The following is a 26,532-nucleotide window of genomic DNA, read 5'->3' as shown; positions in this document are numbered from 1 at the left end:
TTCATATTATTTCATTCGAGATGGATTTTTAATTTATACTGAGCTTGAGAAAACATCAACCTACCAAGGGAATCCATATTCTGAACAACGATTAGCTAAAATTTCCCCGAACGATGGAGATGTTTGGATGCAAACGGTTGGATTTCTAAATCCAGATTCGTCAATGGATTATTTGACTGCAAAATATTTAGTCGATTTGAACACACCAGCTAGCAAATTTAAGGACGTATTTTCTCTTGTATCTTCAAGAGGTACATCTGGCACCGAGGTTTCAGAAATTTATTATGCAAAATATTATGGTCATATTGGTTATTCTGTGATAGGTGATAGTAGTTCCTTTTTACTCGTTAATTACATGCGTATCAATGGAAAAGAAGTTGGAAAGTATGTCGAAATGGAAAATTCCAAATCAATTATTAAAAATAATGGTTATAAAATGCAGGATCCATTTTTGTTGTTTCTAAATAACAAAAGGTGATAGTCCATGAAAACATTAATCTTTTTTTTAGTAGTTTTTTCTATGAATATTTATTTAGCACAAGGAAATAATTCCTCCTCTTTATTCTCAAATGTGGCCGTAGGTATTTATGGTGGAATTAATATTAGCAATGATTCTAAAACTGGAGGCACCTTTATTTTAGATCTTAAGCCAGAATTAACACACAATTTTAATATGAATTTAGCGCTAGGATATTCAAAATCATTTGCCGGTGACTCCTATTCTGTAAAATCTTATTCAATAAATACGATTAACGGTATTCAATTCTATTATGCACATCAATATAATGTTAATGAAAAGAGCTATGATATAATTCCTCTTTATTTGGGAGTACAATATATTTTTAAGCAAAACACATTGTCACCATATTTTTTGTTTAATCTTGGTTACAATTTTATCATTGATACTAAATATTTTAAATCTCCTACAGTGTCAATATCCTATCCATCATTGGAGGATATACCAAATGAATATAAAATAAAAAATATTGAAGATAATCCCTCTAATTCGTTTGGAATACTTGTTGGATTAGGTACTGAATTAAATATTTCTTCAAAATTAGGATTGGATATTAGATATTTCTATAAATATGATACTAAGATAATTAACACGCATAATTTAATCATAGGGATAATCTTTTAATTATTATTAAAGTAGAAATGATCTTATAATGCCATATAACCAGTTTTCCAAGCCGACCGCTTTAAAGTTAGCGGCATTAGTATAATTATAAAGTTGCGTTGTAAAAGTAAGTTGCTTTTTGAATGTAGTTAAGTAAACGAAGTAATTAATAAATTATTGGCATTGGTTTTCAAAGTTGCATTGCTGTTATAGGCGGCGGCTTAAAAACCACGCCGTTATACTTACTTAAAAATTTCATTGGTGTTGCTGAATTTATGCCTTGTTCTTTTTTTATTTAAGTTATCATGTAAATGGGATTTGAAACAATTTCAAATTTATTCATAAACTATACTTATGAATATTAATTGCATTGTGCATACAAATTATTCCTAAACAAATTGAATAATGAGATGAATGCTTTGTTGAAAAAGCCTCGTTCAACATAGTATGCCGTGTAAAATAAACTGATTAATAAACTATAAAAAAGGAGAATCCCCTATGACTGTCTAAACGGCTGATAAGCCAATTTTCAAAACTTAGAGGGTATTTCCACTTGAAAATAAAGTGAGCGAACTTTTTCCAACGAAATGAAGACATTTTATTTATTGAAAACAAATGGAGTAAAAAATGAAATCTATTATTAAGACGTCATTAATCATACTATTTGCCAGTTGTCTAAGTTTTGCTCAATTAACTCAGGTTACTTCCCCCAATATGTATTCGGAGGTGCCAATCTACAAAAACGCACGAGGTGAGCAGTATGCTAGTGTGATTGTATTTAAATACAAGAATAAGCTTATAGAACTACCAAAGGGTATATTTTCATTCAAAAAAGAAAATATAACAAATACTCCTTTCAAAGAATTGTTAAATAATCTTGAAAGCAAATATGGTGAATTTACTATAACTAAAGTTGTGCCTAATGCTGAATGGGGTGATAGTATAAAAACTAACAAAAGAACAAAACAAAGAATAAAAGTAATTGATTTATCACAAATTTATAAAATCCAATTTGATAAGCCTGTACCAACAGATTCGGTTTGCGTACTAATAAAATCTTTTTCCAATATTGAGTATGCTGAGGGACCTATAATTGCATATTTAACATTAACACCAAATGACCCAGAATATACTGGTGATTATTTATGGTCATTCAATGCAATAAAAGCAGAACAAGCTTGGAATTTGACAACCGGTTCTTCAAACATAAGAATTGGTATGAATGATCAATTTGGAGGTGTAAGTACGGTACATGAAGACTTGGTTGGTAAAGTAGCTTGGAACAATTTAAATAGTAATTATGGAGGTCATGGAATAGTAACTTCCGGTGTTGCCGGAGCTGCAACAAATAATAATCTTGGTATTGCAAGTCTTGGTTGGAATGTCTCTTTACTTCTCGACTATCGTTGGGGTTCATCAAGCGCTGTAGCGTCGGTACAAGAGTTAGTAGATGATAGAGGAGCTGATGTAATTAATTTTAGCTGGGTATCGAGTTATTCTTCTCAACTTGCAAACGTCATTCAATATGCTTTACAAAATGGAGTCGTTTGCGTCGCGGCAGCTGGAAATGATGAATGGACAATCCCTGGAACAAGATACCCTGCAGCTTATAATTTTGGAACAGATGGACAAGTAATAGCCGTTAGTGGGACACAGTTGACAAGTGGAGTTGAGCAATTTATTACTGGATTTAATTATAGCCCAGGCACTAACCCCATAAGTGATCCAACAAATGCTTTTATTGATTTTGCTGCACCCGGTTCAAATTATAGAGCACTTAGTGATGTTAGTTCAACTGGCTATATCCATATTTGGGCTGGAACATCTATCTCAGCTCCTTTTGTCAGTGCTTTAGTAGGTTTAATGTTATCAGTCAATAGTTCATTAACTCCTAATCAGATATATGATATATTACAAAGAACTTCAGAAAAAATTGGACAGTATTCATATGATACAAATGGTTGGAATCGTTATCTCGGCTATGGTAGGATTGATGCTGAAGATGCTGTTAATGCTGCGTCAGGTGCCCCAGCGAAACCTAAAAATCTTCATTTTACTTATTCTAATTCTGAGCATCCTTCACTCGGTTGGGACGCAAACACAGAATCAAATATAAGCGGTTATAGAATTTACCGCGAGTATGATAAAAGCGGAACTTGGAGTTCTGCAGGTTACGTAAGTCATCCAACAACAACGTTTATCGATTATGTGGTTGATTATACAAAACCTATTTGGGCAAAAACTGTTAGGTATAGAGTAAAAGCAGTGAATAGTTCCTTACAATATTCTGTATATAGTAATATGATTGAGACCACGGGGATTATGGCAGACCCAAATATTGTCGCTTCGGATAAAAATGAAAAAGAAAAAATGGCAATAGAAAATTTTGTATTTGCCCTTGATCAGAATTATCCAAATCCGTTTAATCCAAACACAAGCATTTCTTTTTCACTTCCCCAAAAGAGTTTTACATCCTTAAAGGTATTTGATATCTTGGGAAAAGAAGTAAAAGTACTAGTAAATGACTTACTTTCAGAAGGAAATTATAGCTTTAATTTTGACGGAAATAATTTATCAAGTGGTTTGTATATTTATCAGTTAAGTACAAATATGGGTATTGTCTCCCGTAAGATGTTGTTGATGAAGTTACATTGCTTTGTCGGGGAAGACAGTCATAACGCGCTGTCTTCCCATTCTTTAACGCTAAGCTAAAAAACGGGAGATTAAAAATGAGAATTAATTATTTATTACTATTATTTAATCTTTTTTCATGTATAACATTAGCCCAGAATTTTATACAAATCAATTCGTTAAAGGAAGCAAGAATAGGTCATGCAATGGTTGTTTTGTCTAACGGAAATATACTTGTTAGTGGCGGCGAAGGGGGCTATGAAAATAGCATAAAGTCAAGTGCCGAAGTATATGAGGTTAGTACAGGTAAATGGAGATTCACACATTCTATGAATGTGCCTCGTGTAAGTCACAATTTAATCTTGTTAGAAAGCGGCAAAGTTTTAGCTGTTGGCGGTTATAAGGAAAGAAGTTGTGAATTATTCGATCCAAATACAGAAACATGGGTAATGACTGATTCTGTCCCAAATTACCGGTTACTCGGGCAAACTGTAACTGAATTGAAAGACGGGAGAATACTTGTAAGCGGTGGAAATAGTGGAGCAATTGGAGATTCGATATTAGTGACGAAGATACTTCCTGAATGTGACATTTATGATCCAGTTACTGAAAAATGGAGCTCCGTTGCAAATTTAAATATTCCACGATGGATGCATTCGTCGGCATTATTAAACGATGGCAGAGTTTTAGTTATGGGTGGAGTAAGTGAAGAAATGCGTTCCTGTGAAATATATGATCCTATTGAGAATACCTGGATAATTACTGCTTCGATGAATGAACCGAGATCTTCATTGTCATCAATTTTATTACCAAATGGTAATGTTTTTATTAGCGGCGGTGATTCAATAGGAGTTAATATCATTCCTTGGAAAAAAAGTTGCGAAGTTTATGATGTTACAACTGAAAAATGGACATACGTTGACGATATGCTTGATTTCCGTGGAGGACACCAGATTTATTTACTACCAGATTCCAACAGACTTTTAATCTTTGGCGGCGCCATAATGCAAAGCTCATACGAAGATACGTGGGAATACTACGACTTGACTAGTATGAAACCGATCTCAAAAGGTATTTTCCCAATAAAACTAATCTACACTAAGAATTCTTTACAACGTGGAGATGGAAGTATTGTCTTAATTGGTGGGGAAGAATTTGAAATTTCTTCTGATGGAATGCCATATTCTTGGCCGACAAACAAATGTTATATTTTCAATATTACTACCGGAATAAATGATTATGGAACATTACCCGATAAATACACACTTTATCAAAACTACCCTAATCCATTCAACCCAATAACAACAATAAAATACTCCGTTCCTCTTACCGAGCACATTTCTCTGAAAGTATATGATTTGCTTGGTTGTGAAATATTTACACTTGTTGATGGAATGAAATCACCTGGGAATTATTCTGTTAGTTTTGACGGTTCTAAACTTTCAAGTGGAGTTTATTTTTATACTTTTACTGCTGGTAAATTTCGACAAACATGTAAAATGTTAATGATCAAATAAGGACATAATTATTTTATTTCCGTCTTTTGTTTTTAAGGGCGTAAGTATAACAAGCGGGTCAACATTGACCGCTTTTTCATTACAACATTATTTTATTATAAAGTTTGTTCTATTTAGAATGCATTGCTTTTAATAGTAGTTCCATAAGTGTAGTTGTTTTGTAATTATAATTATTTTCAAATAAATAAACATTGTAGTGCGAGGCGGCAAGTTACCCGCCACGCCGTTATACTTACTTAATACAAATCACAGCTATAAATTTCTGTACTGTTTCTTAGGATTTTTCTATTATCATAATAAATGTAATTTGAAAAAAATTCTTTATACTATTCTTCAATTACTTTTAAAGAGAGATTGCTATGAAACGAATAATAATATTACTTGTACTTCCTTTAATGCTTTTAGCCCAGACACGAGAAAAGTATCCCCATGCAGCGGAAATATGGAGTAAGCCCGAAGAAATAAAAGCCATAAGCAATTGGGCGGGAAGTGTTGACGGTATTTCGGTAAGCGCCGATGGAAAAACATTATATATTTCAGTTGCGGGAATAGCGGTAACAGAACTGAGTGATACCGGATGGACAACACCATATAAGTTGGGCTCTCATATAAATATAGATTACTTTGTACAAACGCCCGCAATAACACCAAGCAGTAAAAGATTGTTTTACACGTGGTTGATGGGCTCGTTATGGCACATGTATTACAGCGATTGGGATAGTGTTAAAAACGATTGGGGAGAACCGATAAACTGCGGGCCTGAAGTAAATATTCCCTATTATGGAATATCAGGCGCTACTGCACCCGATGATACAACAATAATATTTAACAGACCTGACCCTGTTTATATTGCTTATTACAATAAAGAGACAAAACAATATAATAATGTAAAAGGGTTTCCTGGTGAGGAAGGATTAAATTTTGTATCAGCTTATGGTATTACCACCACTCAGGATTTATCGAAAGTATATTATTTAACTACACAGCCCGATACGACACTTGACGGCAGATACTATGTGAAGGAGGATTTAGTAGTTTGCTATAAAAAGACAAATTCAACAGATTATACTCGCCCATATGTACTCAATATCAGTTACCAGGCAGACACACTTTATTTTAATAGAGAATATTCTAAACGAGGACAAGCATACCCAACAATAACTGCTGATGGCAAAACACTTTTTTTTGTTGCAACATATCATGGTCAGCAGACAGTTTACGTTTCTCACATGCTCATTGATGAAAACGGTATCCCGGTTTCTGTGAACAATGAATCGTCTACGCTTCCGTCAAATTTCCAACTGTATCCCCCGTATCCAAATCCGTTTAATCCAACAACGACAATAGAATATGAATTAAATAGAGAAAGTAAAATAAGTATAACTATATATGATACTCTGGGAAGAAAGGTAAAGGAATTATTTAACGGCATAAAACAAGCCGGCAAACACAAAACAACTTTCAATGCATCCGGACTTTCAAGCGGAATATATCTTGTAGTATTAAATACATCCTCCGGTTTCTCCGTTAAAAAACTAACTTATCTAAAGTAAAAATTAAACTATGAGGTGCTTTATGAGATTCTCAAGATGTATTTTGCTGTTATCACTGCTCCCGCTTTTCGCCCTTTACGGGCAGTCCGGTTATGAGGAATTCCACTGCTATGTAAGCAGCGAGGGAATTCAGCTTCAAAAAACGAACTCAGTTCTTACTCTAACAACCGGTACAACAAATCTTGCTATTCTTCTTTGTGTTGAGCAAGGGCAGAATAGAGAAATATCACTAACTAATTTTGTTAATCAACTTAAGGACAGAATACCAGATTTTTTTGACAAAACAACAAACGGCAATTACGACGTGAATGTAATTGATGTATTGGTTGACAGTGTTGATACGGGAAACAACAAAGCATTCGCGTATGAACTACCTGGTATGCTTGTACCCAAGCCGCCGACCGATACAAACTTTGTTACCCCGCCGTGGATGGTTAGAAATGTGCTGGCAAAAGCCGATGCCGATTATAACTTTGCCAACTTCGATTCTAACAACGACGGCATTGTTGACTTCCTTGCATTTTTTGTAATTAAGTTTGCATCAGGATATGCAAACGGAACGGTAGGATTAAGCATCAATTCATATTACACAACCAACGACCCATATTCCGGCGGGGGAAATATCAGAATTGACGGCAGAGGATATTTGTATTCAAGCAGCAAAGCGATAATCCAGAGAAATACAAATGCTGATGCAAATAGGGTAATAGCCGTAAGTGTCCACGAACTCGGTCATGCTCTTTTTTCTCTGCCCGATATGGATCATTCGGGAGGAACATATTATGCCCATTACAGTTTGGGGCATTTCTGCGCTATGTCGCAAGCAATAGGATTTAACGGACGACCTTCACCTTATAATCCACAGTTCAGGATACAAAATCAGTGGCTGACTACGACAACATTAACTTCGGGTACAAAAACGTTTACTGATCTCCAAAACACCGGTTTGATTTATAAATATGATTTGCCGGTGTATAGCGCTGCAGCATCGAATCAGAAATTCTATTTAACATATCATACTCCATCAGTGGATAACTATTGGGAAGGCGCATGGCCTATACCAAGAGACGCTCAGGATAATAAAAGAGGAGTAATGATTTGGCATAATTCACCAAACGGCAGCTACAGTAATAAATATCATATGCCGATAGATATAGTTTCAGCACACGGTAAATGGGAATGGGATTTATCTAATGCGACATTAGATAGTGTAAACATTTCTTTAACAGAAGCAGTAAATACTGGTATACCCGATCCAATTAAAGGGTTAGATAGTTTAGAAGTGCGTTATTCATATATAAAATTCAGATGGACACCATCGATTCATTGGTGGACAGCCGAACCTGTATATGCAGACTACCGCATTGGAAGCGCTTCATGTTTTTACAATCCAGCTAATCCTAAAATCTTAGCTTTTTATACAAACCCCAACAGCAACGGTGTCTTGAACAACAGTAGTGAAAATTATAGTCGCACCGTTGGTTCAGATCTTAAGATGACAAACCTACGAATTGAAAGTGGAGTGGTAAAAGCTGATTTCAGCATAGGGGCTAATGCAAATATTGTTACTGAAAATGCTACACTCAAGAAAGGTAATTACTATTTTGATCAGAATGTTACAGTAAATTCTGGGGCAACATTAACAATAGAAGCGGGTTCAAAGTTATATTTTGCTTCAGGCACAAAACTTATTATAAACGGGACGTTAAGTGCCGTGGGTAATTCAGCAAACAGAATAACGTTTGACCGAATAGGAGCGTCTGGAACCTGGGATGGTATACAATTCAATTCCGGTTCAAGTGGTAACGTTCAGTATTGTAATATTAATAACGCTACGATAGGTATCCAATGCAACAGCAGTTCTCCCACTATTCAATACAATAACTTGAACAATATTACAAATATTGGTATCTATCTTTATAATACTTCCCCAAGTCTGCTGCGCAATACAATCCAAGGAAGTTCAGGCAGTTACGGTTACAACGGCATTAGATGCGAAGAATATTCCTCACCATATATTGCGAAAAATACCATAAGATATTTTACTACCGGTATAAATAATTACCGTTATAGTTCACCGAATTTTTCGGAGAACGCTTTTAGCGAAGGTCATAATAAAATAGTAAGAACAAGTACGGCAATTTATGGGTGGTATTACTCATCTCCCCTTGTAGGGCAAAACGGTTACCCTTGGGGCTACAACTACATCGATAGTGCTTCAACATACAATGTAGAAGCGGCTTGGTATACAAATATTATGGCAGAAAATAACTGGTGGGGAACAGCAAGTCCTCCTTCTAATAAATTTAATGCTGTTTCAAATAGCAGTATTGATTATACACCGTATTTAACAAGTCCTCCAAGTTTATCAATAAGAGAGCCGAATCCTTATACTTCAACAGCAATGCCGATAGCATTGAAGATAGCAAGCGGGGCTACTTCTAGTACTTCAAGCGATTTGTCTTCCAATTCGTTATTTGATGATGAAGACATAAAGACGGCATTGCAATATGAAAGCAAACATGAATATCAATCTGCATTTGATATTTATGAGAAAGTATTCAAGAAAGAATTAAATACTGCAAAAGGCAGATATGCTTTTGTAAGATTAGGTGATTGTTTCTTTAAGCTGAACAGAAATGGAATTGATAAATACTTAGCTGGTATATCTGATTCTTACAAAAGCTTAAAGAAAGATGAAATTTCAGTGATGGCACTCGATTTAATAAACCGCGAATTACTTACATACAGAGAATACGAAAAAGTAGCAGATAATATGAAGAAAATTAAAAATGAATTCAGAATAAATTCAGAGATTGAAAAGAGTGCGTTATATGGACTTATTTCATTGTATGTTAACTGTCTTGGTGACACAAAATCAGCTTCAAATTATTACGAAGAACTAAAACAAAAATATCCTAAAGATGAGTTGCTAACCGATAGTGAAATACTTCTAGGTAATCAGTATGATGCTTCTCTAAATGAAAAAATGGTAAATGATAATGAATCGACAAAACATGAAGAATTCGTTTTGACAACAAGTAATTACCCGAATCCATTTAATCCGACAACGACAATTAGCTATACGTTGCCAGTGGACGGCAAAGTAAGCATAAAGATAATTGATATATTGGGGAGAGAGGTAACAACATTATATGATGGCTATAATACATCTGGCAAACACAGTGTAATATGGAATGCAAGAGATGTATCAAGCGGAATTTATTTCTACAGCATTAACTTCAATAATCAGAAGCTCTATAAGAAGATATTGTTGATGAAATGATCTATAGTTTTATGAAGGCAGAATAATTAAGGTTCTGCCTTCTGTTTTGAATAACGTAAGTATAACAAGTTTTACAAGCCGACCGCTTTAAACTATTCGGCATTTGTAAGATTATAAAATAGCGTTGTAAAAATTAATTGTTTTTTGAATGTAATTAAGTAAACAAAGTAATTAATAAATTATTGGTTCTGGTTTTCAAAGCTGCCTTGCTCTGTTGGACAGCGACTTAAAAAACACCGTTATGTCACTAATATTATTGATGAAGAATACTTTGAGTTACAAAAGATATTTTAGAAATTTTGCTCGCAAATAAAGATGTTCCTGTCAAAGAAGTTATCAGATTGATTGGTGCTTAAAGCTTATCAGTTATATTTTTTTACATTCCGCAGCAATAGTTTATAAAATAATCTTTTACCAGATATTTGATTAAAGATTTTCGATTAATCATCTAATATTATTTCCCGGACGATGATTGAAAACTCACTTGTTTTCTATTATGTATTTTCTGAACCTCTGGAGGTAAAGCTTTACTTTGTTCTACTCTCTTTTTAGGTAAAGTGAATTCTGGATTTTAAGAATACTGAAGATTAAAAATTTTGTACGCCCGGAAGGATTCGAACCCTCAACCGCGTGATCCGAAGTCACGTGCTCTATCCATTGAGCTACGGGCGCATTTTTTAAGAAGTATGTTAAAATTTTGCTAATAAATATAAAATTATTGCCTGGCTTTTTCAAAGAAATTGAATTTAGATGTCTGTTTTAATTATTTTTGTAACCATATTATCCATCAATTTATCAGGAGAAAAAGATGACAAACATAGTTGATGTTTGGGGACGTGAAATTCTTGATTCAAGAGGAAATCCCACAGTAGAAGTAGAAGTAGCGCTCGAATGTGGTGTGGTAGGGCGCGCTGCAGTTCCAAGTGGTGCATCGACAGGCGAAAATGAAGCTGTTGAACTGCGTGATGGCGACAAGTCGCGTTATTCAGGAAAGGGCGTTAAAAAAGCTGTCGAAAATATTAACAACAGAATTGCCGACGAATTGATTGACTGGGATGCAGTTGAACAGGTTGCAATTGACAATTTTTTGTGTGAACTCGACGGCACTCCAACAAAATCTGAACTCGGTGCAAATGCAATTTTAGGCGTTTCGCTGGCTTGCGCCAAAGCAGCCGCCGAAGCTCTTGGACTGCCTCTCTATCGTTACATCGGTGGAACTAACGCTCGCACTCTTCCCGTTCCAATGATGAACATTCTTAACGGCGGAAAACATGCCGACAATAACGTCGATTTTCAGGAATTTATGGTAATGCCCGTTGGAGCTCCCACATTTGCCGAAGCTCTTCGAATGGGCGCCGAAACATTCCATAGCCTCAAATCAGTTCTTAAAGCAAAAGGTTATAACACTGCCGTTGGTGACGAAGGTGGTTTCGCTCCCAATTTAAAATCGAACGAAGAAGCTATCGAAGTAATTCTCGAAGCAATTGAAAAAGCAGGATACAAAGCTGGCAAGGATATCTTTATTGCTCTTGACCCTGCAGCAAGTGAAATGTGGGACAACGACAAAAAAGCTTATTATTTCTTTAAGTCAGATAAATCTTACATCTCTCCAGAAAAAATGGTTGACTATTGGGCTGACTGGGTAAGCAAATATCCAATTATTTCAATCGAAGACGGCATGGGCGAATTCGACTGGGATGGCTGGAAATTGATGACGGATAAATTGGGCGATAAAATCCAGCTCGTTGGAGACGACGTTTTCGTTACTAATACTGAATTCCTCGCAAAAGGAATTGAAAAGGGAGTTGCAAATTCAATCCTAATTAAAGTAAATCAAATTGGTACATTAACAGAAACTCTCGAAGCTATCGAAATGGCAAAGAAAGCTGGATATACAGCAGTAATTAGCCATCGCTCGGGCGAAACCGAAGATACTACGATTGCTGATATTGCAGTGGCTACAAACGCTGGACAAATTAAAACCGGCTCGGCAAGCAGAACCGATAGAATTGCAAAATATAATCAACTTCTCAGAATTGAAGAAGAACTCGATACCACAGCAATTTTCCCCGGTATCGCAGCAATTAATTATACTGCAGAGTAATTTATTTTTACGGACTGCTCTCTTTTGCAGGGAGCAGTCCCACCTTTTACACCGATGAATCGCCGTTTGAAAATAATTGTCGTCAATACAAAATTTCTCGGCGATTTAATCGTATCCACTCCAGCCATCAGATTCCTAAAAGAAGAATATCCAGACTCGGAGTTAATTCTCGTTGCAAGAAAAGAATACAAAGAGGCATTTGAAAATTTTCCTTATATCGATAAAATAATTCCATTCGACGCCAGTTTGAAGCATAAAAAAAGTTTGCGCGATTTGAAAAAAGGAATTGACTTCATCAAGAAACTTAGAAAAGAAAAGCCTGATGTTTTCATAATGCTCCATCCTGGCGATCGAATTGCATTGTGGGCTTATTTTTCTGGTGCCCCCTTAAGAATTGGACCAAAGAAACAAAACTTTGCGTTTCTAATTAACAAAAAAATCGACGTCGACGAGGATTCGGTAAAATATATCGAATACTATAATCGAATTGTTGAGCACGGCAATAAAAAAGTCAAGTCGAATAGAACGGAATTTTTCATACGTGATGAAGACGTTATATGGGCTAAAAAATTCATCGATGAAAATAATCTTATGGATGGCGAGTTTATCACAATTCATCCCGGTGCAAGCGAAAAAAGTAAGGTATGGCACATTGAAAATTATATTAAACTGATTGAAATGCTATTGACAAAGTTAAATCGGAAAATACTAATTCTCGCCGGTCCACAGGACGAGGAATATTGTAATAAAATTTCGGAAAAGTTTGATAATGAAAAGCTGGTGGTCTACAGATCCGAGAGCATATCAAAAAGCGGAGCGCTTATTAAAAAATCTGCACTATTACTTGATAACGATACAGGAACACGGCATCTCGGATTTGCCCTCGGTACAAAAGTGCTGGCACTCCTTCCAGAAGATAATCTCGATTACTGGAATTTTTATGACGATGTTAATCACAATTTTATTGCCGGTAAAAGAATTAATGACGGTGAAAAATCTTATCTTGGCGGCATTAATTTTAAAACAGTTTTCGATAGGATAGTTGAATTGATCGGAGAAAAATTGTGAACATATTGATAATCAAATGGGGCGCACTCGGCGATCTAATTGCTTCTACTCCTGCAATTCGTTCGGTTAGAGAGAGTTACCCCGACGCAAGGATTACGCTTTTGACAAATAAGTTGATGACACAAATTTTACCGGCGGGTTTTATTATCGACGACCATATAATCGTAAATACTCACAAAAACAAAGTAAAAGATTCGCTGCTAAGACAAATTGCTACCATATTGAAATTGAGAAGAAGGAAGTATGATCTCGCATTGAATCTACGCTGGACATCCGAGCGAGCGGCATTGATTACATATTTGAGCGGTGCAATTAAAAGAGCGGGAAGCGGTCCCGAAAGGATGAAAAATGTCTACACCAATTTTATTCCTCATCCCAAAGGGCGCTATCACGAAATTCATCGCAATCTGGATATTGTCAAAGCTGCGGGATGCAAAACAATTATCGACAAACCAGTTGTGGCAATAACGAAAGAAGAAGAGGAATTTGCCAGCAGAATTTTCGAAGATTTTTTTGAAAAGGGAAAACCAGTACTTTGTATTCATCCCGGAGCGAGCCGTCCCGTAAGAGCCTGGTTGCCAGAACGATTTGCAGAAATCGGGAAGCGGTTTATAAAAAATTACAATGGCAAAGTGCTTTTAACCTGGGGAAAAGGGGAAGAAGAGCTTGTTCAATTTGTGGCGGAAAAAATTGGAAACGGAGCTGTCATTTCTAAAGCAACGGATACGATTGGTAAACTTGCAGCTGTAATTAAAAAATCGACACTCTTTTTTTCGAACTGCACTGGACCAATGAATGTAGCTGTGGCTGCAGGTACGCCGGTAGTTGCATTGCTGGCATCGTCCGACCCACTTGATTGGGGAGCTTATGGCGAGCTCCATCTTAATATTAAATCGCCGTTGGTGCTCGATAGTTATTCCGACGAAGACGAAAGGCGTGCAATGGAAGCCTTAGAGACGGATTATGTTTGGGAGCTTTTGAGCAAACGATTTGAAAAAATAACTGAGGAGAGGCAGAATGCTGGGTGAATTAGCAGCAATTATTACTGCATTGTTATGGTCGGGAACTTCAATTGCATTTACTGAAGCTTCTGTGCGAGTTGGGTCATTTCATGTGAATATTTCACGACTCGTCATCGCCTTTTTATTGCTCGTCATTACGATTGTCGTCCTTGGTTTTGATATAAAAATGAGCACAAATCAAATTTTTAATCTTGGCATGAGCGGATTTATTGGTCTGGTAATAGGGGATACGTTTTTATTCAAGGCTTTTCAGTATATCGGAGCGCGGGTCAGCATGCTTATAATGGCGCTTGTACCGGCACTCTCTGCTATTATGGCTTATATTTTTCTGGGAGAAATAATTCTTCCTGTGCAAGTTTTAGGTATGATTGTTACTATAACAGGAATTGCAATTGTTGTACTGCAGCGGAAAGATAATAAATTTAAACCCGACTACAGAGGAATCTTTTATGCTTTTATGGGGGCTGTGGGACAGGCTGGTGGGTTGATTTTTGCCAAGCTTGCATTTAATGAAGCCGATTTAAATGGCTTTGTGGCAACATCGGTACGCATTGCCGCATCAATTATTTTTATCTATCCCGTTTTTGTTATAGTTAATCGTAATCCTAATCCTTTTTATAAATTTGTTGACAACAAAAAGGCTTTCCTCTATATGCTGGCGGGTTCGGTTGTCGGCCCATATTTTGGAATTACATTTAGTTTAATTGCTATCTCAAATACAAAGGTGGGTATAGCTTCCACTTTAATGGCAATGCCTCCTATTATAATGCTACCGATGGTTAGATACTTTTATAAAGAGAAAATTCCTCTCTACTCTGTAATTGGTGCAATTATAGCAGTTGCGGGCGTTGCTCTTTTATTTCTCGCATAATTCGTTAAATATTTTTAGATATTTATCGTACGCCTCCTTGCCGAAACAGCAGAATATCACTTTTTCTGGCAATAGGTTCCGATTCAAAAAATCGAGAGTAGTTTTAAGAGCAATTCTGGTAGCCCGTTCAAATGGGAATCGATAAGCTCCCGTACTGATCGATGGAAATGCAATTGATTTGATTTTATTTTCTGCAGCCAGTTGCAGTGAATTCAGATAGCATTCGCTCAAAAGTTTATCTTCATTATGATTGCCCCCTGACCAGACAGGTCCAACTGTATGAATAACAAACTTTGACGGTAAATTATAGCCTTTTGTAATTTTGGCCTGGCCGGTCTCACATCCACCGAGTTTTCTGCATTCTTCCAGTAGTTCTGGACCTGCTGCGCGATGAATTGCTCCGTCGACTCCGCCTCCGCCAAGCAATGTTTTGTTTGCTGCGTTTACGATAGCATCCACTTTAAGTTTTGTGATGTCACCTTCAACTATCTCGATTCTCGTTTTCATATTTTCCTCATCTTATTTTTTCCCATCGGTTAAAATAATAGTGAACTCTATAATAATAAAATCTGTTTTTGTTTCTGAATCTTGACAATTTTATCAAGATTGAATATGTTTTGCATAACAATTTAATAATAAAGGTAAAATTATGAGTAATGAAGAAAAAAAGAACTTAGGTGCTGCTGAAGAATTATCTGAGGATATGAAAGTAATTGAAAACCTTACAAATGAAGAATATAAATGGGGATTCGTTTCCGAAATCGAATCGGAGGTGGTGCCCAAAGGCCTGAACGAAGATATTATCAGGCTGATTTCTGAAAAAAAAGGCGAACCCGAATGGATGACCGAATGGCGCTTGAAAGCATATCGTTATTGGCTTAAAATGGAAGAGCCCAAATGGCCAAACGTTAAGTACGACCCCGTCGATTTTCAGGATATAAGTTACTATGCCGCTCCAAAGAAAAAACCGCAATATAATAGTCTCGACGAAGTCGATCCTGAATTGCTCAAGACATTCGAAAAGCTCGGTATTCCTCTGGAAGAGCAGAAAGCCCTTGCTGGCGTGGCAGTCGATGCTGTTTTTGATTCGGTATCTGTGGCAACTACATTTAAGGAAACTTTGAAAGAAAAAGGAATTATTTTTTGTTCGATTTCAGAGGCAATAAAAGAGCATCCCGATTTAGTGAAAAAATATCTCGGCTCTGTAGTGCCATACACGGACAATTTTTATGCGGCTTTAAACTCGGCTGTTTTCAGCGACGGCTCTTTTGTCTACATTCCTAAAGGAGTCCGTTGCCCGATGGAGTTATCAACTTATTTTAGAATAAATGCTCAGGAAACCGGCCAGTTCGAGCGCACTTTAATAATTGCCGACGAAGGTTCGTACGTTAGCTATCTTGAAGGTTGTACTGCACCAATAAGGGATAACAATCAATTGCATGCAGCCGTTGTCGAATTGATTGCACTCGACAATGCAGAAATTAAATATTCGACTGTTCAGAACTGGTATCCTGGTGATAAAGAAGGTAAAGGCGGCATCTACAATTTTGTTACAAAGCGTGGGGCCTGTCGTGGAGTGAATTCGAAAATTTCCTGGACGCAGGTAGAAACCGGTTCTGCAATAACCTGGAAATACCCCAGCTGTATTTTACAGGGCGACAATTCGGTCGGCGAATTTTATTCAGTCGCTGTAACTAATAATTTTCAGCAGGCTGACACCGGCACCAAAATGATTCACTTGGGAAAGAATACTCGCAGTACAATTATTTCAAAGGGTATATCTGCCGGTCGAAGCAACAATTCTTACAGGGGTCTGGTGAAAGTCGGTAAAAAAGCTTTGAATGCCCGCAATTTTACGCAGTGCGATTCGATGTTGATGGGCGATAAATGCGGCGCTCATACATTCCCTTACATTGAAGTTGAAAACGATACGGCACGTGTTGAACATGAAGCCACCACTTCAAAAGTGGGCGAAGATCAGATTTTTTATTTGAATCAAAGAGGAATTGCTACCGAAGACGCAATTAATATGATCGTTAACGGATTCTGTAAAGAGGTTTTTAACGAGCTGCCGATGGAATTTGCCGTCGAAGCTCAAAAATTGCTTGCCATCTCGTTGGAAGGTAGCGTAGGATAAAATCAGTTATTAACGTAAACAGGAAATAAAGGATATAAAATGCTAACAATTAAAAACTTACATGCTACAGTCGAAGGAAAAGAAATTCTAAAAGGAATTGACCTCGAAATCAAAGCCGGCGAGGTTCATGCGATAATGGGACCGAATGGCTCAGGTAAAAGTACACTTGCCAATATCTTAGCCGGTAATTCTAATTATGAAGTAACCGAGGGTGAAATAATTTTCGAAGGCAAGAACCTTCTAGAAATGGAACCTGATGAAAGAGCAAAGGAGGGCGTCTTCCTGGCTTTTCAATATCCAATTGAAATACCTGGTGTTTCGAACGCAACATTTTTGAAAACTGCCCTCAATGAAAAGAGGAAGCATCTCGGATTACCGGAACTAACTCCAAAGGAATTCCTCGATTTAATGAAAGAAAAATCGAAAATTCTTGGCATGGACGATAATTTGATCGGCCGTTCAGTTAACGTTGGATTTTCGGGCGGCGAAAAAAAGCGAAACGAAATATTTCAACTTTTGATGCTCGATCCTAAACTTGCAATTCTCGACGAAACCGATTCGGGACTCGATATCGATGCGCTTAAAATTGTTTCAAACGGTGTAAACGTTTTTCATAACGAGCGTAATGCAGTTATTGTGGTTACTCACTATCAAAGACTTCTTAACTATATCGTTCCCGACTATGTTCATGTACTTTATAACGGTAAAATAATAAAATCGGGTGGTAAAGAACTTGCTCTGCTACTCGAAGAAAAAGGCTACGACTGGATTAAACCAGAAGAAGTCGAACTCGAATCCAATTAATCGAAGGAGTTGAATTTTGATGAATGAATTAACCAAAAACGAAAGTATAAAAGATTGGTATCTGAAGAACTTCGAAGTGTTTGAAAGGCAAATGAATGGCCGTAATCATGATTTATTGAAGAATATACGAAAGAATTCGCTGTCAAAATTTTTAGAACTCGATTTTCCAACGACGAAGAATGAGGAATGGAAATACACAGACGTATCGTTTGCCAGAAAAAATAAATTTAATCCTGTGCCGACAGATTATAAAACTTCTTTTACAAAAGAAGATGTAAGAAAAATCGTCTTCGGCAATTTCGATTACAATCTTATCACATTCATAAATGGGAAATACTCAGCTGAATTATCCGACATATCTGCGGATGACGATAAAATCATCATTAAAAATCTCAATTCGTTTATCAAGTCGCATAAAGAAATTGTCGAAAATTATTTTGCAAAAATATCGAGTGACGATAATCTCTTCAATGTTTTGAACGGCATTTACATGCAGGATGGAGTTGTAATATTTTTAAGGGATCAGAGTGAATTTAGCAAACCCTTGCAGGTGCTTTATCTTAACGGGGATTCCGAAGAAAATCTCTTGATTGCTCCGAGAAATTTAATTATTGCAGGCAGGAACACTCGAGCTGCGATTGTATTCAATTACTATGGCAACACGAAAACGTCTTACTTTACAGACGCTGTTACCGAATTATTTCTCGAAGAAGATAGTCTGGTTGACATTTATAAAATCCAGAGAGAGAGCCTGTCGTCTTACCATATTGAAAAGTTTCAGGCAATTCAAAAAGATCGAAGCGTACTAAATCATTATAATATTAATTTCGGTGGTAAGCTTACACGTAACGACGTCAATTCGAAACTCGATGGCGAAAATATCGAAACTCATTATTACGGTTTATATCTTGGTAAAGTAGATCAGCATATCGACAATCATACTTTTGTAGATCACGCAAAACCAAATTCAATCAGCAATGAATTGTACAAAGGAATTCTGGACGATAATTCTCGTGGTGTATTCAACGGAAAGATTATAGTACGACGGGATGCACAAAAAACAAATGCATATCAGCAAAACAAAACTGTCTTACTTTCTTCCGAGGCACGTATCGATAGCAAACCTCAACTGGAAATATTTGCAGACGATGTTAAGTGTACACATGGAGCAACTGTAGGACATCTCGACGAGGAAGCTGAATTTTATATCCGTTCGAGAGGAGTTCCTGAGGAACTGGCAAAATCTATTCTTATCCGTGCCTTTGCTGCTGATGTGTGTGACGAAATTAAAATTGATGGACTCAAAGAACAAATTAATCATTTGATTTTTGAAGAATTACATAGGCAGGAAGTCAGTTATTAACATAATATAACGGGTATACAGTGCAAAGAGTAGAAAAACTCGTAAAGAAAGAATTTAACGTCGAAGAAGTCAGAAACGACTTCCCGATATTAAAACGCTTAGTTAACGACAAGCCGCTAGTCTATCTGGATAACGCTGCAACAACACAAAAACCTCAAAAAGTTATCGACGCTCTGACAAATTATTATACGTACGACAACGCCAATATACACAGAGGTCTTTATTTCCTGAGTGAACTTGCAACGGAACAGTACGAAAATGCACGCTTGAAAGTAAAAGAGTTTATTAACGCAATCAGCGCATCGGAAATTATTTTCGTAAGAGGTACAACTGAGGCAATAAATTTAGTCGCTTCGAGTCTGTGTAGGTCAAAGTATTTTTCTGAAGGAGATGAAGTTATTATCTCCAACATGGAGCATCACTCGAATATTGTACCCTGGCAGTTAATTAGAGACCGTAAGAAAATAAACTTGAAGGTAATACCGATTAACGACGCAGGCGAACTTGACCTCGAAGCTTTTGAAAATATGATAACGGATAAAACCCGCCTGGTTTCGGTAGTTCACATTTCGAATGCACTCGGCACAATCAATCCAATTAAAAAGATTACAGAAATTGCTCATTCGAGAAATATCCCTGTGCTGGTAGACGGTGCGCAGGCTATGTCGCATTTAAAAGTGGATGTACAGGAACTCGATGCAGACTTTTATGCGTTTTCAGGTCACAAAGTTTTTGGACCTACCGGTATCGGTGTACTTTATGGTAAAACTGAATTTCTCGAAATGATGCCGCCTTATCAGGGAGGCGGTGATATGATCAGAACCGTCACTTTTGAAAAAACCACATTTGAGGATATTCCCAAAAAGTTCGAAGCCGGAACTCCGAATATTGCCGGCGGAATTGGACTTGGTGCTGCAATCGACTATGTAAACCAATTTGATAGAGCAGAATTATCTAATTACGAAGACATGCTCTTAAAATATGCGACCGAACGTCTTTCGGAGATAGAAGGCTTGAGAATTATTGGCACTGCCCGCGAAAAAGCATCGGTTATTTCATTTGTCATCGAAGGTATTCATCCCTACGATATCGGTACAATTATCGACACGGACGGTATTGCAATTAGAACCGGACATCACTGCACTCAACCAATAATGAAACGTTTTGGAGTGCCAGCAACTGCACGAGCTTCGTTTTCATTTTACAATACTAAAGAAGAAGTCGACAAACTTTATGAAGGCTTACTGAAAGTTAAAAAAATATTCGAGTAAATTATGATCGAAAAAGGAAAACTGGAACAGGAAGTTATTGCAGTTCTTAAAACATGTTACGATCCCGAAATACCTGTTGATATCTGGGAATTGGGATTGATATACGAATTACGAATTGACGACGAAGGAAATACATACATTAAAATGACTCTTACTTCGCCTCATTGCCCGGTGGCTGAAAGTCTACCCATTGAAGTCAAAGAAAAAGTAAAAAAAATTAAAGGTGTTAAAGACGTTTATATCGATTTAGTCTGGGAGCCACCGTGGAGTATGGATAAAATGAGCGAAGAAGCAAAACTCGAACTTGGATTTTTATAATCAAAAAGAAAGGAATACCATGTTTAATATAAATCAAAAGCCACCACTTTACGACCCTGAAGCTGTACAGCCAATGAGGGACGAACTTACTTATGTTGGCTTTGAAGAAATACCAACTCCAGAAAAAGCACGCGAAATTTTTTCTGCAAATATAGACAAAACTATTTTTCTTGTGATTAATTCCGTTTGCGGTTGCGCTGCGGGAAGCGCCCGGCCTGCTGCTACCTTAGCCCTTCAGCATACTGTAATACCCGATAAATATGTTACTGCATTTGCAGGTCAGGACAGAGATGCAGTCGATTTTATACGGGAAAATATTTTAGGGGACTATCCTCCTTCATCCCCTTGTATGGCTTTGGTTAAGAATGGCAAAGTGATTTATTTTTTGCCACGCCATCGCATTGAAGGTCGATATGCTGAAGAAATTGCTGAAGAATTGACAAAAGTTTTTGAACAGCACTGTTCCAGCAAAGGTCCTTCGATTCCGAAGGAAAAATACGATAAACTCGTAACTGCAAAAATGTGCGGTTCTAAAATACCACTGGCTTAAGGAGTAGTAAATTGAAATTCAGCGCACAGGAAGAATACGGTCTTAGATTATTGCTCAGGATTGCTAAATTTTACCACGTCGGTAAATCTTTGACCATACCTGAAATTGCAAACGCCGAAAAGATTTCACACCACAACGTGGGAAAAATACTGCGGTTATTGAGGCTTGGAGGTTTTCTTGTGGCTGAACGAGGACAGACCGGCGGATATACACTGGCACGTCCGCCGGAAGAAATTAAAGTAAGTGAAGTACTCGTATCATTGGGCGGTAGATTATACGACGATTCGTTTTGCCGATCTCATGCGGGCGCTGCCGACTTTTGTACCAACTCGATCGATTGCTCCCTCCGTTCACTCTGGAAAGTTATCCAGGATTCCATCGATACGGTGACCGAAAGACTGACAATAAAAGATTTGATGGCATCAGAAAACTATATTTTCGAAATCATAACGGAACCAGAAAAATATTGAACAACACACCTAGGTTTGTTTACTTTTTGTTTCAATTGTATTAAGTTTGTTCCTAAAATAATCCTTTAATTTTATCCAGCGAGATAAAAAGGAATGAGTCAAATAAATACTTTAATAATCAAAAAAGAGGACCTCGGCGACGAAAGTCAACGAGGATTTTTTTTATATGGACATAAAAGCAAAAATAGTTGACGAAGAAGGGTTGCGCAGAACAATTACTCGACTTGCGCATGAAATAATTGAAAAAAACAAAGGTTCGAAGAATATCGTATTAATAGGGATGCGAACCCGTGGCGAATATATTGCCGAAAGAATCAAAAATAAAATAAAAGAGATTGATAATTATGAACCTCCATTCGGCGTTCTCGACATTACACTTTACAGGGACGACTTTCGCACACGTCTGAAACAGCCTGAAGTGTCAGTTACAAATATCACTTTCGACATAAACGAAAAGGATATTATTCTCATCGACGATGTTCTTTATACTGGCAGAACAGTCCGCGCTGCGCTCGACGCAATTATGGACCTCGGCAGACCAAACACAATCCAGCTTTGTGTTCTTGTCGATCGAGGACACCGCGAAATGCCAATCAAAGCCGATTTTGTCGGGAAAAATATACCAACATCAATAAATGAAGAAATTAAAGTTAAACTAAAAGAAATCGATGGCGAAGATTCCATCTATTTAGTTAATGCTCCTAACAACAAAGAGTGAGTAATTTATGTCATTATCTAGCAGACACCTGCTTGGATTATATGGCGTTCCAAAAGAAGATATACAGCTAATACTCGATACAGCAACTACATTTAGGGAAGTACTGGAACGCCCTATAAAAAAAGTGCCCACACTCCAGGGCAAAACAATAGTTAATCTTTTTTATGAGAATTCAACCAGAACACGTATTTCCTTTGAACTTGCCCAGAAACGCCTTTCTGCCGATACTGTGAATTTTTCGACTTCAACAAGCAGTACCAAAAAAGGAGAAAGCTTCAAGGATACTGTACGAAATATCGAAGCTATGAAAGTCGATATGATTGTTGTAAGGCATCAATCGGCTGGTATTCCTTATTTCCTGACAAGAATATCGAAGGCAAATATTATCAATGCTGGCGATGGACTTCACGAGCACCCAACGCAAGCTTTGCTCGATATGTATTCGATAAGAGAAAAGTTCGGTACATTAAAAGGCTTGAACGTTTGCATAGTTGGAGATGTTGCTCACAGTCGCGTGGCAATGTCGAATATCTTTGGATTGAAAACTATGGGTGCAAATGTATCGGTATGTGGTCCTTCGACAATGATTCCTGTCGGAATTGAAGAACTCGGTGTGAAAGTATGCAAAAATATTGACGAGGCGATTAAAAACAACGATGTTCTCAATGTATTGAGAATACAACTCGAACGCGACGCTGGCAGCCGCATACCCTCCGTCAGAGAATACCATAATTTCTTCGGCATTACTTCTGAAAGACTTGAAAAAAACAATAAGAATATATTGATACTCCATCCTGGACCGATTAATCGTGGAGTGGAACTTACTTCCGAAGTTGCCGACGGTCCTTATCAAATCATTTTGGACCAGGTAACTAACGGAGTTGCTATACGAATGGCAGTACTCTATTTACTCGGGACAATGAATTAATTCAGGTGAATAATGAAAATTATACTAAAAGATGCTACACTTTTGAATCCAGCTCAAAAATTAAATGAAAAGAAGGATCTCCTTATTGAAGACGGCATAATACGAAAGATTGGTGAATTAACGGATGAAGATTATGAAAAGTCGACTGTGTATGACTTTGCAAAAAAATACTGTGTGCCTGGATTATTTGATATGCACGTCCATTTGAGAGAGCCGGGTAGAGAAGACGAAGAAACAATTGAAACCGGTTCGAATGCAGCCGCTGCAGGTGGATTTACAGAAATTGCCTGTATGCCGAACACAACGCCGGATATCGACAGTGCAGAGATCGTCCGTTATATAAAAGAAAAATCGAAAGAGCATCTTGTCGAAGTCTATCCGATAGCTGCAGCCACAAAGAAAAGACAGGGCGAAGCAATTTCACCGATGTTTGAACTCTATGAAGCCGGAGCCGTGGGATTCTCGGATGATGGAGTTGCAATTAAAACTGCAGCTGTACTGAAAAACGCATTAGAATATTCAAAAATGTTCGACGCTCCGATTATTGAACATTGCGAAGATGAATCTCTTTCCAGCGGAGCAATGAACGAAGGAATTAATTCTACTATTCTCGGACTACCACCACTGCCTTCAGTTTCAGAAGATATTATCGTTATAAGAGATATCCTGATGGCTGAATATACAGGCGGCAGAGTTCATATAGCTCATATAAGTACAAAAAAAGCGGTTGAGCTCGTACGCTGGGCAAAAGAAAGAAATATTAAAGTAACTGCAGAAGTAACTCCACACCATTTTACTCTCACAGACGAATCGCTTAAGACTTATGACACTAATTTCAAAATGAGTCCTCCACTTCGAACTGCCGAAGATGTAGAAGCAATAATAGAAGGATTAAAAGATGGAACTATTGATTGTATAGCCAGCGACCACGCACCTCATTCGATTGAAGAAAAAGAGATGGAATTCATCTATGCCCCCAATGGGATTATCGGACTCGAAACTGAATTAGGACTTGCGCTGAGCGAATTGGTACACAAAAAAAGAATGACAATGGAACAGCTTGTGGAGAAATTATCGATTAATCCCAGAAAAATTCTCAATCTGCCAGTGCCACAATTCAAAGTAGGTGAAAAAGCAAATCTTACGATCATCGATCCAGATTTAATCTGGACGGTTGATGTAGCAAGGTTCAAATCAAAATCAAAAAATTCACCGTTCGACAAAAAACTACTGACCGGTAAAGCTGTGGCGGTAATTAATAAACGTAAAATGTATTACGAAGACAAGTTTATTGATATCTGAGTTCCTCTAATTTATTCACCTCTGTCCATTTTTGAACACAATTTTGTAAAAAGGATTTCGTGAATTAAGCGAAATCCTTTTTTTATTCTGGCACTCTTATTGCACCTAAAATCCCAAAATCAGAGGTTAAAATGAAAAAGTTGATATTTGTAGTGGCGATGATCTTGATTGCAGGATGTAATAACATAAACGATTGGGAATATGATTATATTCCCCCGATGCCGCCCCGAAATATTAATACAATTACGGGTGATAACCGCGTGGATATCTACTGGGAGAGAAATACAGAACCAGACCTTGCAGGATATAATGTTTATTATAGTTATTCATATGACGGCACTTATGAGTTAATTGGTACAACTTACGACAATTATTTTGTGGACTATGGCGCGCGCAATGGTATTACTTATTATTATGCTGTTACTGCGTTCGATTACAACAATAACGAAAGTGAATTAAGCTACGATGTTGTTTACGACACTCCGCGTCCGGAGGGATTCGGCAGGGCATTATTCGATTTACATGTATCGCCTTCAAATTCAGGATACGATTTTAGTAATTTCTCGGTAGTTCCATACAACGACGAGGGAACCGATTTTTTCTTTGAAAAATATGAAGGCGTCTATTATTTGAACGTGTGGGAAGACACAGATATTCAGGATATGGGTCCAACAAATGATATCTATGATGTTAGCTTTGCTCCAATTGATGGTTGGGTGCCCATTAACGAAGGCGAAAATATTAAATATGTGGAAGCCATTGCCGGTCATACATATGTTATCTGGACATGGGACAACAGATACGCAAAAGTCAGAATTAGTTCAATTACAGGTGATAGAATGATTTTCGATTGGGCTTATCAAATTGTGGAAGGAAACAGACAATTAAAAATCCACAGGAAATCAATCGACCGGAAAAATCTTACTCTACATCGAAAAGGACAGTAGTTTTTGTGCGGACTTTAATTTCCCGTACTTTTTTGAGAGGGCATAAAAAGTTGAAGGGAAATTATCGTCCGTGTTTTTTATTTTCTTTTGGTATATTTTGTATTGTGATTTGCTTGTTCACAAAATTTGGAAGGCCCTTGAAACTACTGTTCCATACCGCAATTTTATTTTTTGTGACTATCGCAATATTTCCTCAAAACAGAGATGCCGATATAAGCAGAATCTTCGCAAATATCGAGGAAGGATTGCCCACAGGCTCAATTGATCGCTTTTCAAATTATTTCGCTGACAAAACTTTTATCAGTCTCTTCAACGGTAAGAGTGGATATTTCAGTGCCAACCAGGCTTATTACGTACTGAAAGACTTTTTTGGTATATATCGCCCTGTTTCATTTAAGATTGATAATCTGGTAACCGACACGATCAATCCGTTTTCATCTGGCACACTGAGAATGAGTTACAGGGGTATTAGGAAAAGTGCAATGGTGTTTATATCGCTTCAGAAATACGGCGACCAGTGGCGCATTTCACAAATAACTATTAATTGACCTT

Annotated in this window: 23 protein-coding genes and 1 tRNA gene; 22 read left to right on the top strand and 2 right to left on the bottom strand. The window is 37.2% G+C overall.

Going from position 1 to position 26,532, the window contains the following annotated elements:
- The 6 genes from ACUN8G_RS11170 to ACUN8G_RS11145 all read left to right on the top strand — a co-directional run.
- Positions 1–478, top strand: a 478-nt coding sequence (locus ACUN8G_RS11170; RefSeq protein ID WP_445480940.1) for a hypothetical protein, incomplete at its 5' end; no start/stop codon positions are given.
- A gap of 6 nt (positions 479–484) precedes the next feature.
- Positions 485–1,141, top strand: a complete 657-nt coding sequence (locus ACUN8G_RS11165; protein WP_437347359.1) for an outer membrane beta-barrel protein — start codon at positions 485–487, stop codon at positions 1,139–1,141.
- Between the two features lie 606 nt (positions 1,142–1,747).
- Entirely contained in the window at positions 1,748–3,832 is a 2,085-nt protein-coding gene (locus ACUN8G_RS11160; RefSeq protein WP_437347360.1) for a S8 family serine peptidase, read from the top strand.
- 17 nt (positions 3,833–3,849) lie between these two features.
- Complete coding sequence (locus ACUN8G_RS11155) at positions 3,850–5,268, top strand: Kelch repeat-containing protein (protein WP_437347361.1); 1,419 nt, start codon at positions 3,850–3,852, stop codon at positions 5,266–5,268.
- A gap of 359 nt (positions 5,269–5,627) precedes the next feature.
- A complete protein-coding gene (locus ACUN8G_RS11150) occupies positions 5,628–6,821 on the top strand; it encodes a T9SS type A sorting domain-containing protein (protein ID WP_437347362.1) in 1,194 nt (397 codons plus the stop codon).
- Between the two features lie 22 nt (positions 6,822–6,843).
- A complete protein-coding gene (locus tag ACUN8G_RS11145) occupies positions 6,844–10,107 on the top strand; it encodes a T9SS type A sorting domain-containing protein (RefSeq protein WP_437347363.1) in 3,264 nt (1,087 codons plus the stop codon).
- A gap of 599 nt (positions 10,108–10,706) precedes the next feature.
- On the opposite strand, the gene ACUN8G_RS11140 is transcribed toward ACUN8G_RS11145, so the two are convergent.
- Positions 10,707–10,779 (bottom strand) — tRNA-Arg (locus ACUN8G_RS11140).
- A 136-nt stretch (positions 10,780–10,915) separates the two neighbouring features.
- Here ACUN8G_RS11140 and eno point away from each other — a divergent pair.
- From eno to ACUN8G_RS11120, 4 genes are read left to right on the top strand one after another with little or no spacing between them, the layout of a single operon-like run.
- A complete protein-coding gene (eno, locus tag ACUN8G_RS11135; protein WP_437347364.1) occupies positions 10,916–12,211 on the top strand; it encodes a phosphopyruvate hydratase in 1,296 nt (431 codons plus the stop codon).
- A gap of 24 nt (positions 12,212–12,235) precedes the next feature.
- Positions 12,236–13,279 carry a glycosyltransferase family 9 protein gene (locus ACUN8G_RS11130; RefSeq protein WP_437347365.1) on the top strand — a complete coding sequence of 348 codons (1,044 nt, stop codon included), beginning with the start codon at positions 12,236–12,238 and terminating at the stop codon, positions 13,277–13,279.
- Positions 13,276–14,307: a glycosyltransferase family 9 protein gene (locus tag ACUN8G_RS11125; protein ID WP_437347366.1), complete on the top strand. Its 1,032-nt coding sequence runs from the start codon at positions 13,276–13,278 to the stop codon at positions 14,305–14,307. Before ACUN8G_RS11130 ends, ACUN8G_RS11125 begins: the two co-directional genes overlap by 4 nt.
- Entirely contained in the window at positions 14,297–15,172 is an 876-nt protein-coding gene (locus tag ACUN8G_RS11120; RefSeq protein WP_437347367.1) for a DMT family transporter, read from the top strand. Before ACUN8G_RS11125 ends, ACUN8G_RS11120 begins: the two co-directional genes overlap by 11 nt.
- Here ACUN8G_RS11120 and ACUN8G_RS11115 read toward each other — a convergent pair.
- A complete protein-coding gene (locus tag ACUN8G_RS11115; protein ID WP_437347368.1) occupies positions 15,158–15,679 on the bottom strand; it encodes an O-acetyl-ADP-ribose deacetylase in 522 nt (173 codons plus the stop codon). The genes ACUN8G_RS11120 and ACUN8G_RS11115 overlap by 15 nt on opposite strands.
- 196 nt (positions 15,680–15,875) lie before the next feature.
- Here ACUN8G_RS11115 and sufB point away from each other — a divergent pair, with 196 nt between their 5' ends.
- The 12 genes from sufB to ACUN8G_RS11055 all read left to right on the top strand — a co-directional run bounded on the left by sufB (position 15,876) and on the right by ACUN8G_RS11055 (position 26,528).
- A complete protein-coding gene (gene sufB / locus ACUN8G_RS11110) occupies positions 15,876–17,309 on the top strand; it encodes a Fe-S cluster assembly protein SufB (protein ID WP_437347580.1) in 1,434 nt (477 codons plus the stop codon).
- A gap of 39 nt (positions 17,310–17,348) precedes the next feature.
- Entirely contained in the window at positions 17,349–18,113 is a 765-nt protein-coding gene (gene sufC, locus ACUN8G_RS11105; RefSeq protein ID WP_437347369.1) for a Fe-S cluster assembly ATPase SufC, read from the top strand.
- A gap of 19 nt (positions 18,114–18,132) precedes the next feature.
- Positions 18,133–19,476, top strand: a complete 1,344-nt coding sequence (sufD, locus tag ACUN8G_RS11100; protein ID WP_437347370.1) for a Fe-S cluster assembly protein SufD — start codon at positions 18,133–18,135, stop codon at positions 19,474–19,476.
- A gap of 20 nt (positions 19,477–19,496) precedes the next feature.
- On the top strand, positions 19,497–20,747 hold the full coding sequence (locus tag ACUN8G_RS11095; protein WP_437347371.1) for an aminotransferase class V-fold PLP-dependent enzyme: 1,251 nt from the start codon (positions 19,497–19,499) through the stop codon (positions 20,745–20,747).
- 3 nt (positions 20,748–20,750) lie between these two features.
- On the top strand, positions 20,751–21,065 hold the full coding sequence (locus ACUN8G_RS11090) for an SUF system Fe-S cluster assembly protein (protein WP_437347372.1): 315 nt from the start codon (positions 20,751–20,753) through the stop codon (positions 21,063–21,065).
- A gap of 19 nt (positions 21,066–21,084) precedes the next feature.
- The gene (locus tag ACUN8G_RS11085; RefSeq protein WP_437347373.1) at positions 21,085–21,615 is read left to right on the top strand and encodes a BrxA/BrxB family bacilliredoxin; all 531 of its coding nucleotides are present in this window, start codon (positions 21,085–21,087) and stop codon (positions 21,613–21,615) included.
- 11 nt (positions 21,616–21,626) lie between these two features.
- Positions 21,627–22,085 (top strand): Rrf2 family transcriptional regulator, encoded by a 459-nt coding sequence (locus ACUN8G_RS11080; RefSeq protein WP_437347374.1) that lies wholly within the window; start codon positions 21,627–21,629, stop codon positions 22,083–22,085.
- A gap of 166 nt (positions 22,086–22,251) precedes the next feature.
- Positions 22,252–22,803, top strand: a complete 552-nt coding sequence (gene pyrR / locus ACUN8G_RS11075; RefSeq protein ID WP_437347375.1) for a bifunctional pyr operon transcriptional regulator/uracil phosphoribosyltransferase PyrR — start codon at positions 22,252–22,254, stop codon at positions 22,801–22,803.
- A 7-nt stretch (positions 22,804–22,810) separates the two neighbouring features.
- Positions 22,811–23,731 (top strand): aspartate carbamoyltransferase catalytic subunit, encoded by a 921-nt coding sequence (locus tag ACUN8G_RS11070; protein ID WP_437347376.1) that lies wholly within the window; start codon positions 22,811–22,813, stop codon positions 23,729–23,731.
- Positions 23,732–23,743: 12 nt separating this feature from the next.
- Positions 23,744–25,033, top strand: a complete 1,290-nt coding sequence (locus tag ACUN8G_RS11065; protein WP_437347377.1) for a dihydroorotase — start codon at positions 23,744–23,746, stop codon at positions 25,031–25,033.
- A 131-nt stretch (positions 25,034–25,164) separates the two neighbouring features.
- The gene (locus tag ACUN8G_RS11060; protein WP_437347378.1) at positions 25,165–25,980 is read left to right on the top strand and encodes a hypothetical protein; all 816 of its coding nucleotides are present in this window, start codon (positions 25,165–25,167) and stop codon (positions 25,978–25,980) included.
- A gap of 137 nt (positions 25,981–26,117) precedes the next feature.
- A complete protein-coding gene (locus tag ACUN8G_RS11055; protein ID WP_437347379.1) occupies positions 26,118–26,528 on the top strand; it encodes a DUF4783 domain-containing protein in 411 nt (136 codons plus the stop codon).
- The last annotated feature ends 4 nt before the right edge of the window (positions 26,529–26,532 follow it).

The sequence above is a fragment of the Melioribacter sulfuriphilus genome (genome assembly GCF_052656625.1).
Note: the sequence above shows the minus strand (reverse complement) of the source record. Positions and strands in the feature narration are given on the sequence as shown.

What these genes read in the sequence shown, in the direction of transcription:
- ACUN8G_RS11060 (WP_437347378.1), top strand. Translation starts at nt 25,165, where the DNA reads ATGAAAAAGTTGATATTTGTAGTGGCGATGATCTTGATTGCAGGATGT.
- ACUN8G_RS11160 (WP_437347360.1), top strand. Translation starts at nt 1,748, where the DNA reads ATGAAATCTATTATTAAGACGTCATTAATCATACTATTTGCCAGTTGT.
- pyrR (WP_437347375.1), top strand. Translation starts at nt 22,252, where the DNA reads ATGGACATAAAAGCAAAAATAGTTGACGAAGAAGGGTTGCGCAGAACA.
- ACUN8G_RS11070 (WP_437347376.1), top strand. Translation starts at nt 22,811, where the DNA reads ATGTCATTATCTAGCAGACACCTGCTTGGATTATATGGCGTTCCAAAA.
- ACUN8G_RS11165 (WP_437347359.1), top strand. Translation starts at nt 485, where the DNA reads ATGAAAACATTAATCTTTTTTTTAGTAGTTTTTTCTATGAATATTTAT.
- ACUN8G_RS11155 (WP_437347361.1), top strand. Translation starts at nt 3,850, where the DNA reads ATGAGAATTAATTATTTATTACTATTATTTAATCTTTTTTCATGTATA.
- ACUN8G_RS11150 (WP_437347362.1), top strand. Translation starts at nt 5,628, where the DNA reads ATGAAACGAATAATAATATTACTTGTACTTCCTTTAATGCTTTTAGCC.
- eno (WP_437347364.1), top strand. Translation starts at nt 10,916, where the DNA reads ATGACAAACATAGTTGATGTTTGGGGACGTGAAATTCTTGATTCAAGA.
- ACUN8G_RS11090 (WP_437347372.1), top strand. Translation starts at nt 20,751, where the DNA reads ATGATCGAAAAAGGAAAACTGGAACAGGAAGTTATTGCAGTTCTTAAA.
- sufC (WP_437347369.1), top strand. Translation starts at nt 17,349, where the DNA reads ATGCTAACAATTAAAAACTTACATGCTACAGTCGAAGGAAAAGAAATT.
- ACUN8G_RS11120 (WP_437347367.1), top strand. Translation starts at nt 14,297, where the DNA reads ATGCTGGGTGAATTAGCAGCAATTATTACTGCATTGTTATGGTCGGGA.
- sufB (WP_437347580.1), top strand. Translation starts at nt 15,876, where the DNA reads ATGAAAGTAATTGAAAACCTTACAAATGAAGAATATAAATGGGGATTC.
- ACUN8G_RS11065 (WP_437347377.1), top strand. Translation starts at nt 23,744, where the DNA reads ATGAAAATTATACTAAAAGATGCTACACTTTTGAATCCAGCTCAAAAA.
- ACUN8G_RS11145 (WP_437347363.1), top strand. Translation starts at nt 6,844, where the DNA reads ATGAGATTCTCAAGATGTATTTTGCTGTTATCACTGCTCCCGCTTTTC.
- sufD (WP_437347370.1), top strand. Translation starts at nt 18,133, where the DNA reads ATGAATGAATTAACCAAAAACGAAAGTATAAAAGATTGGTATCTGAAG.
- ACUN8G_RS11085 (WP_437347373.1), top strand. Translation starts at nt 21,085, where the DNA reads ATGTTTAATATAAATCAAAAGCCACCACTTTACGACCCTGAAGCTGTA.
- ACUN8G_RS11115 (WP_437347368.1), bottom strand. Translation starts at nt 15,679, where the DNA reads ATGAAAACGAGAATCGAGATAGTTGAAGGTGACATCACAAAACTTAAA.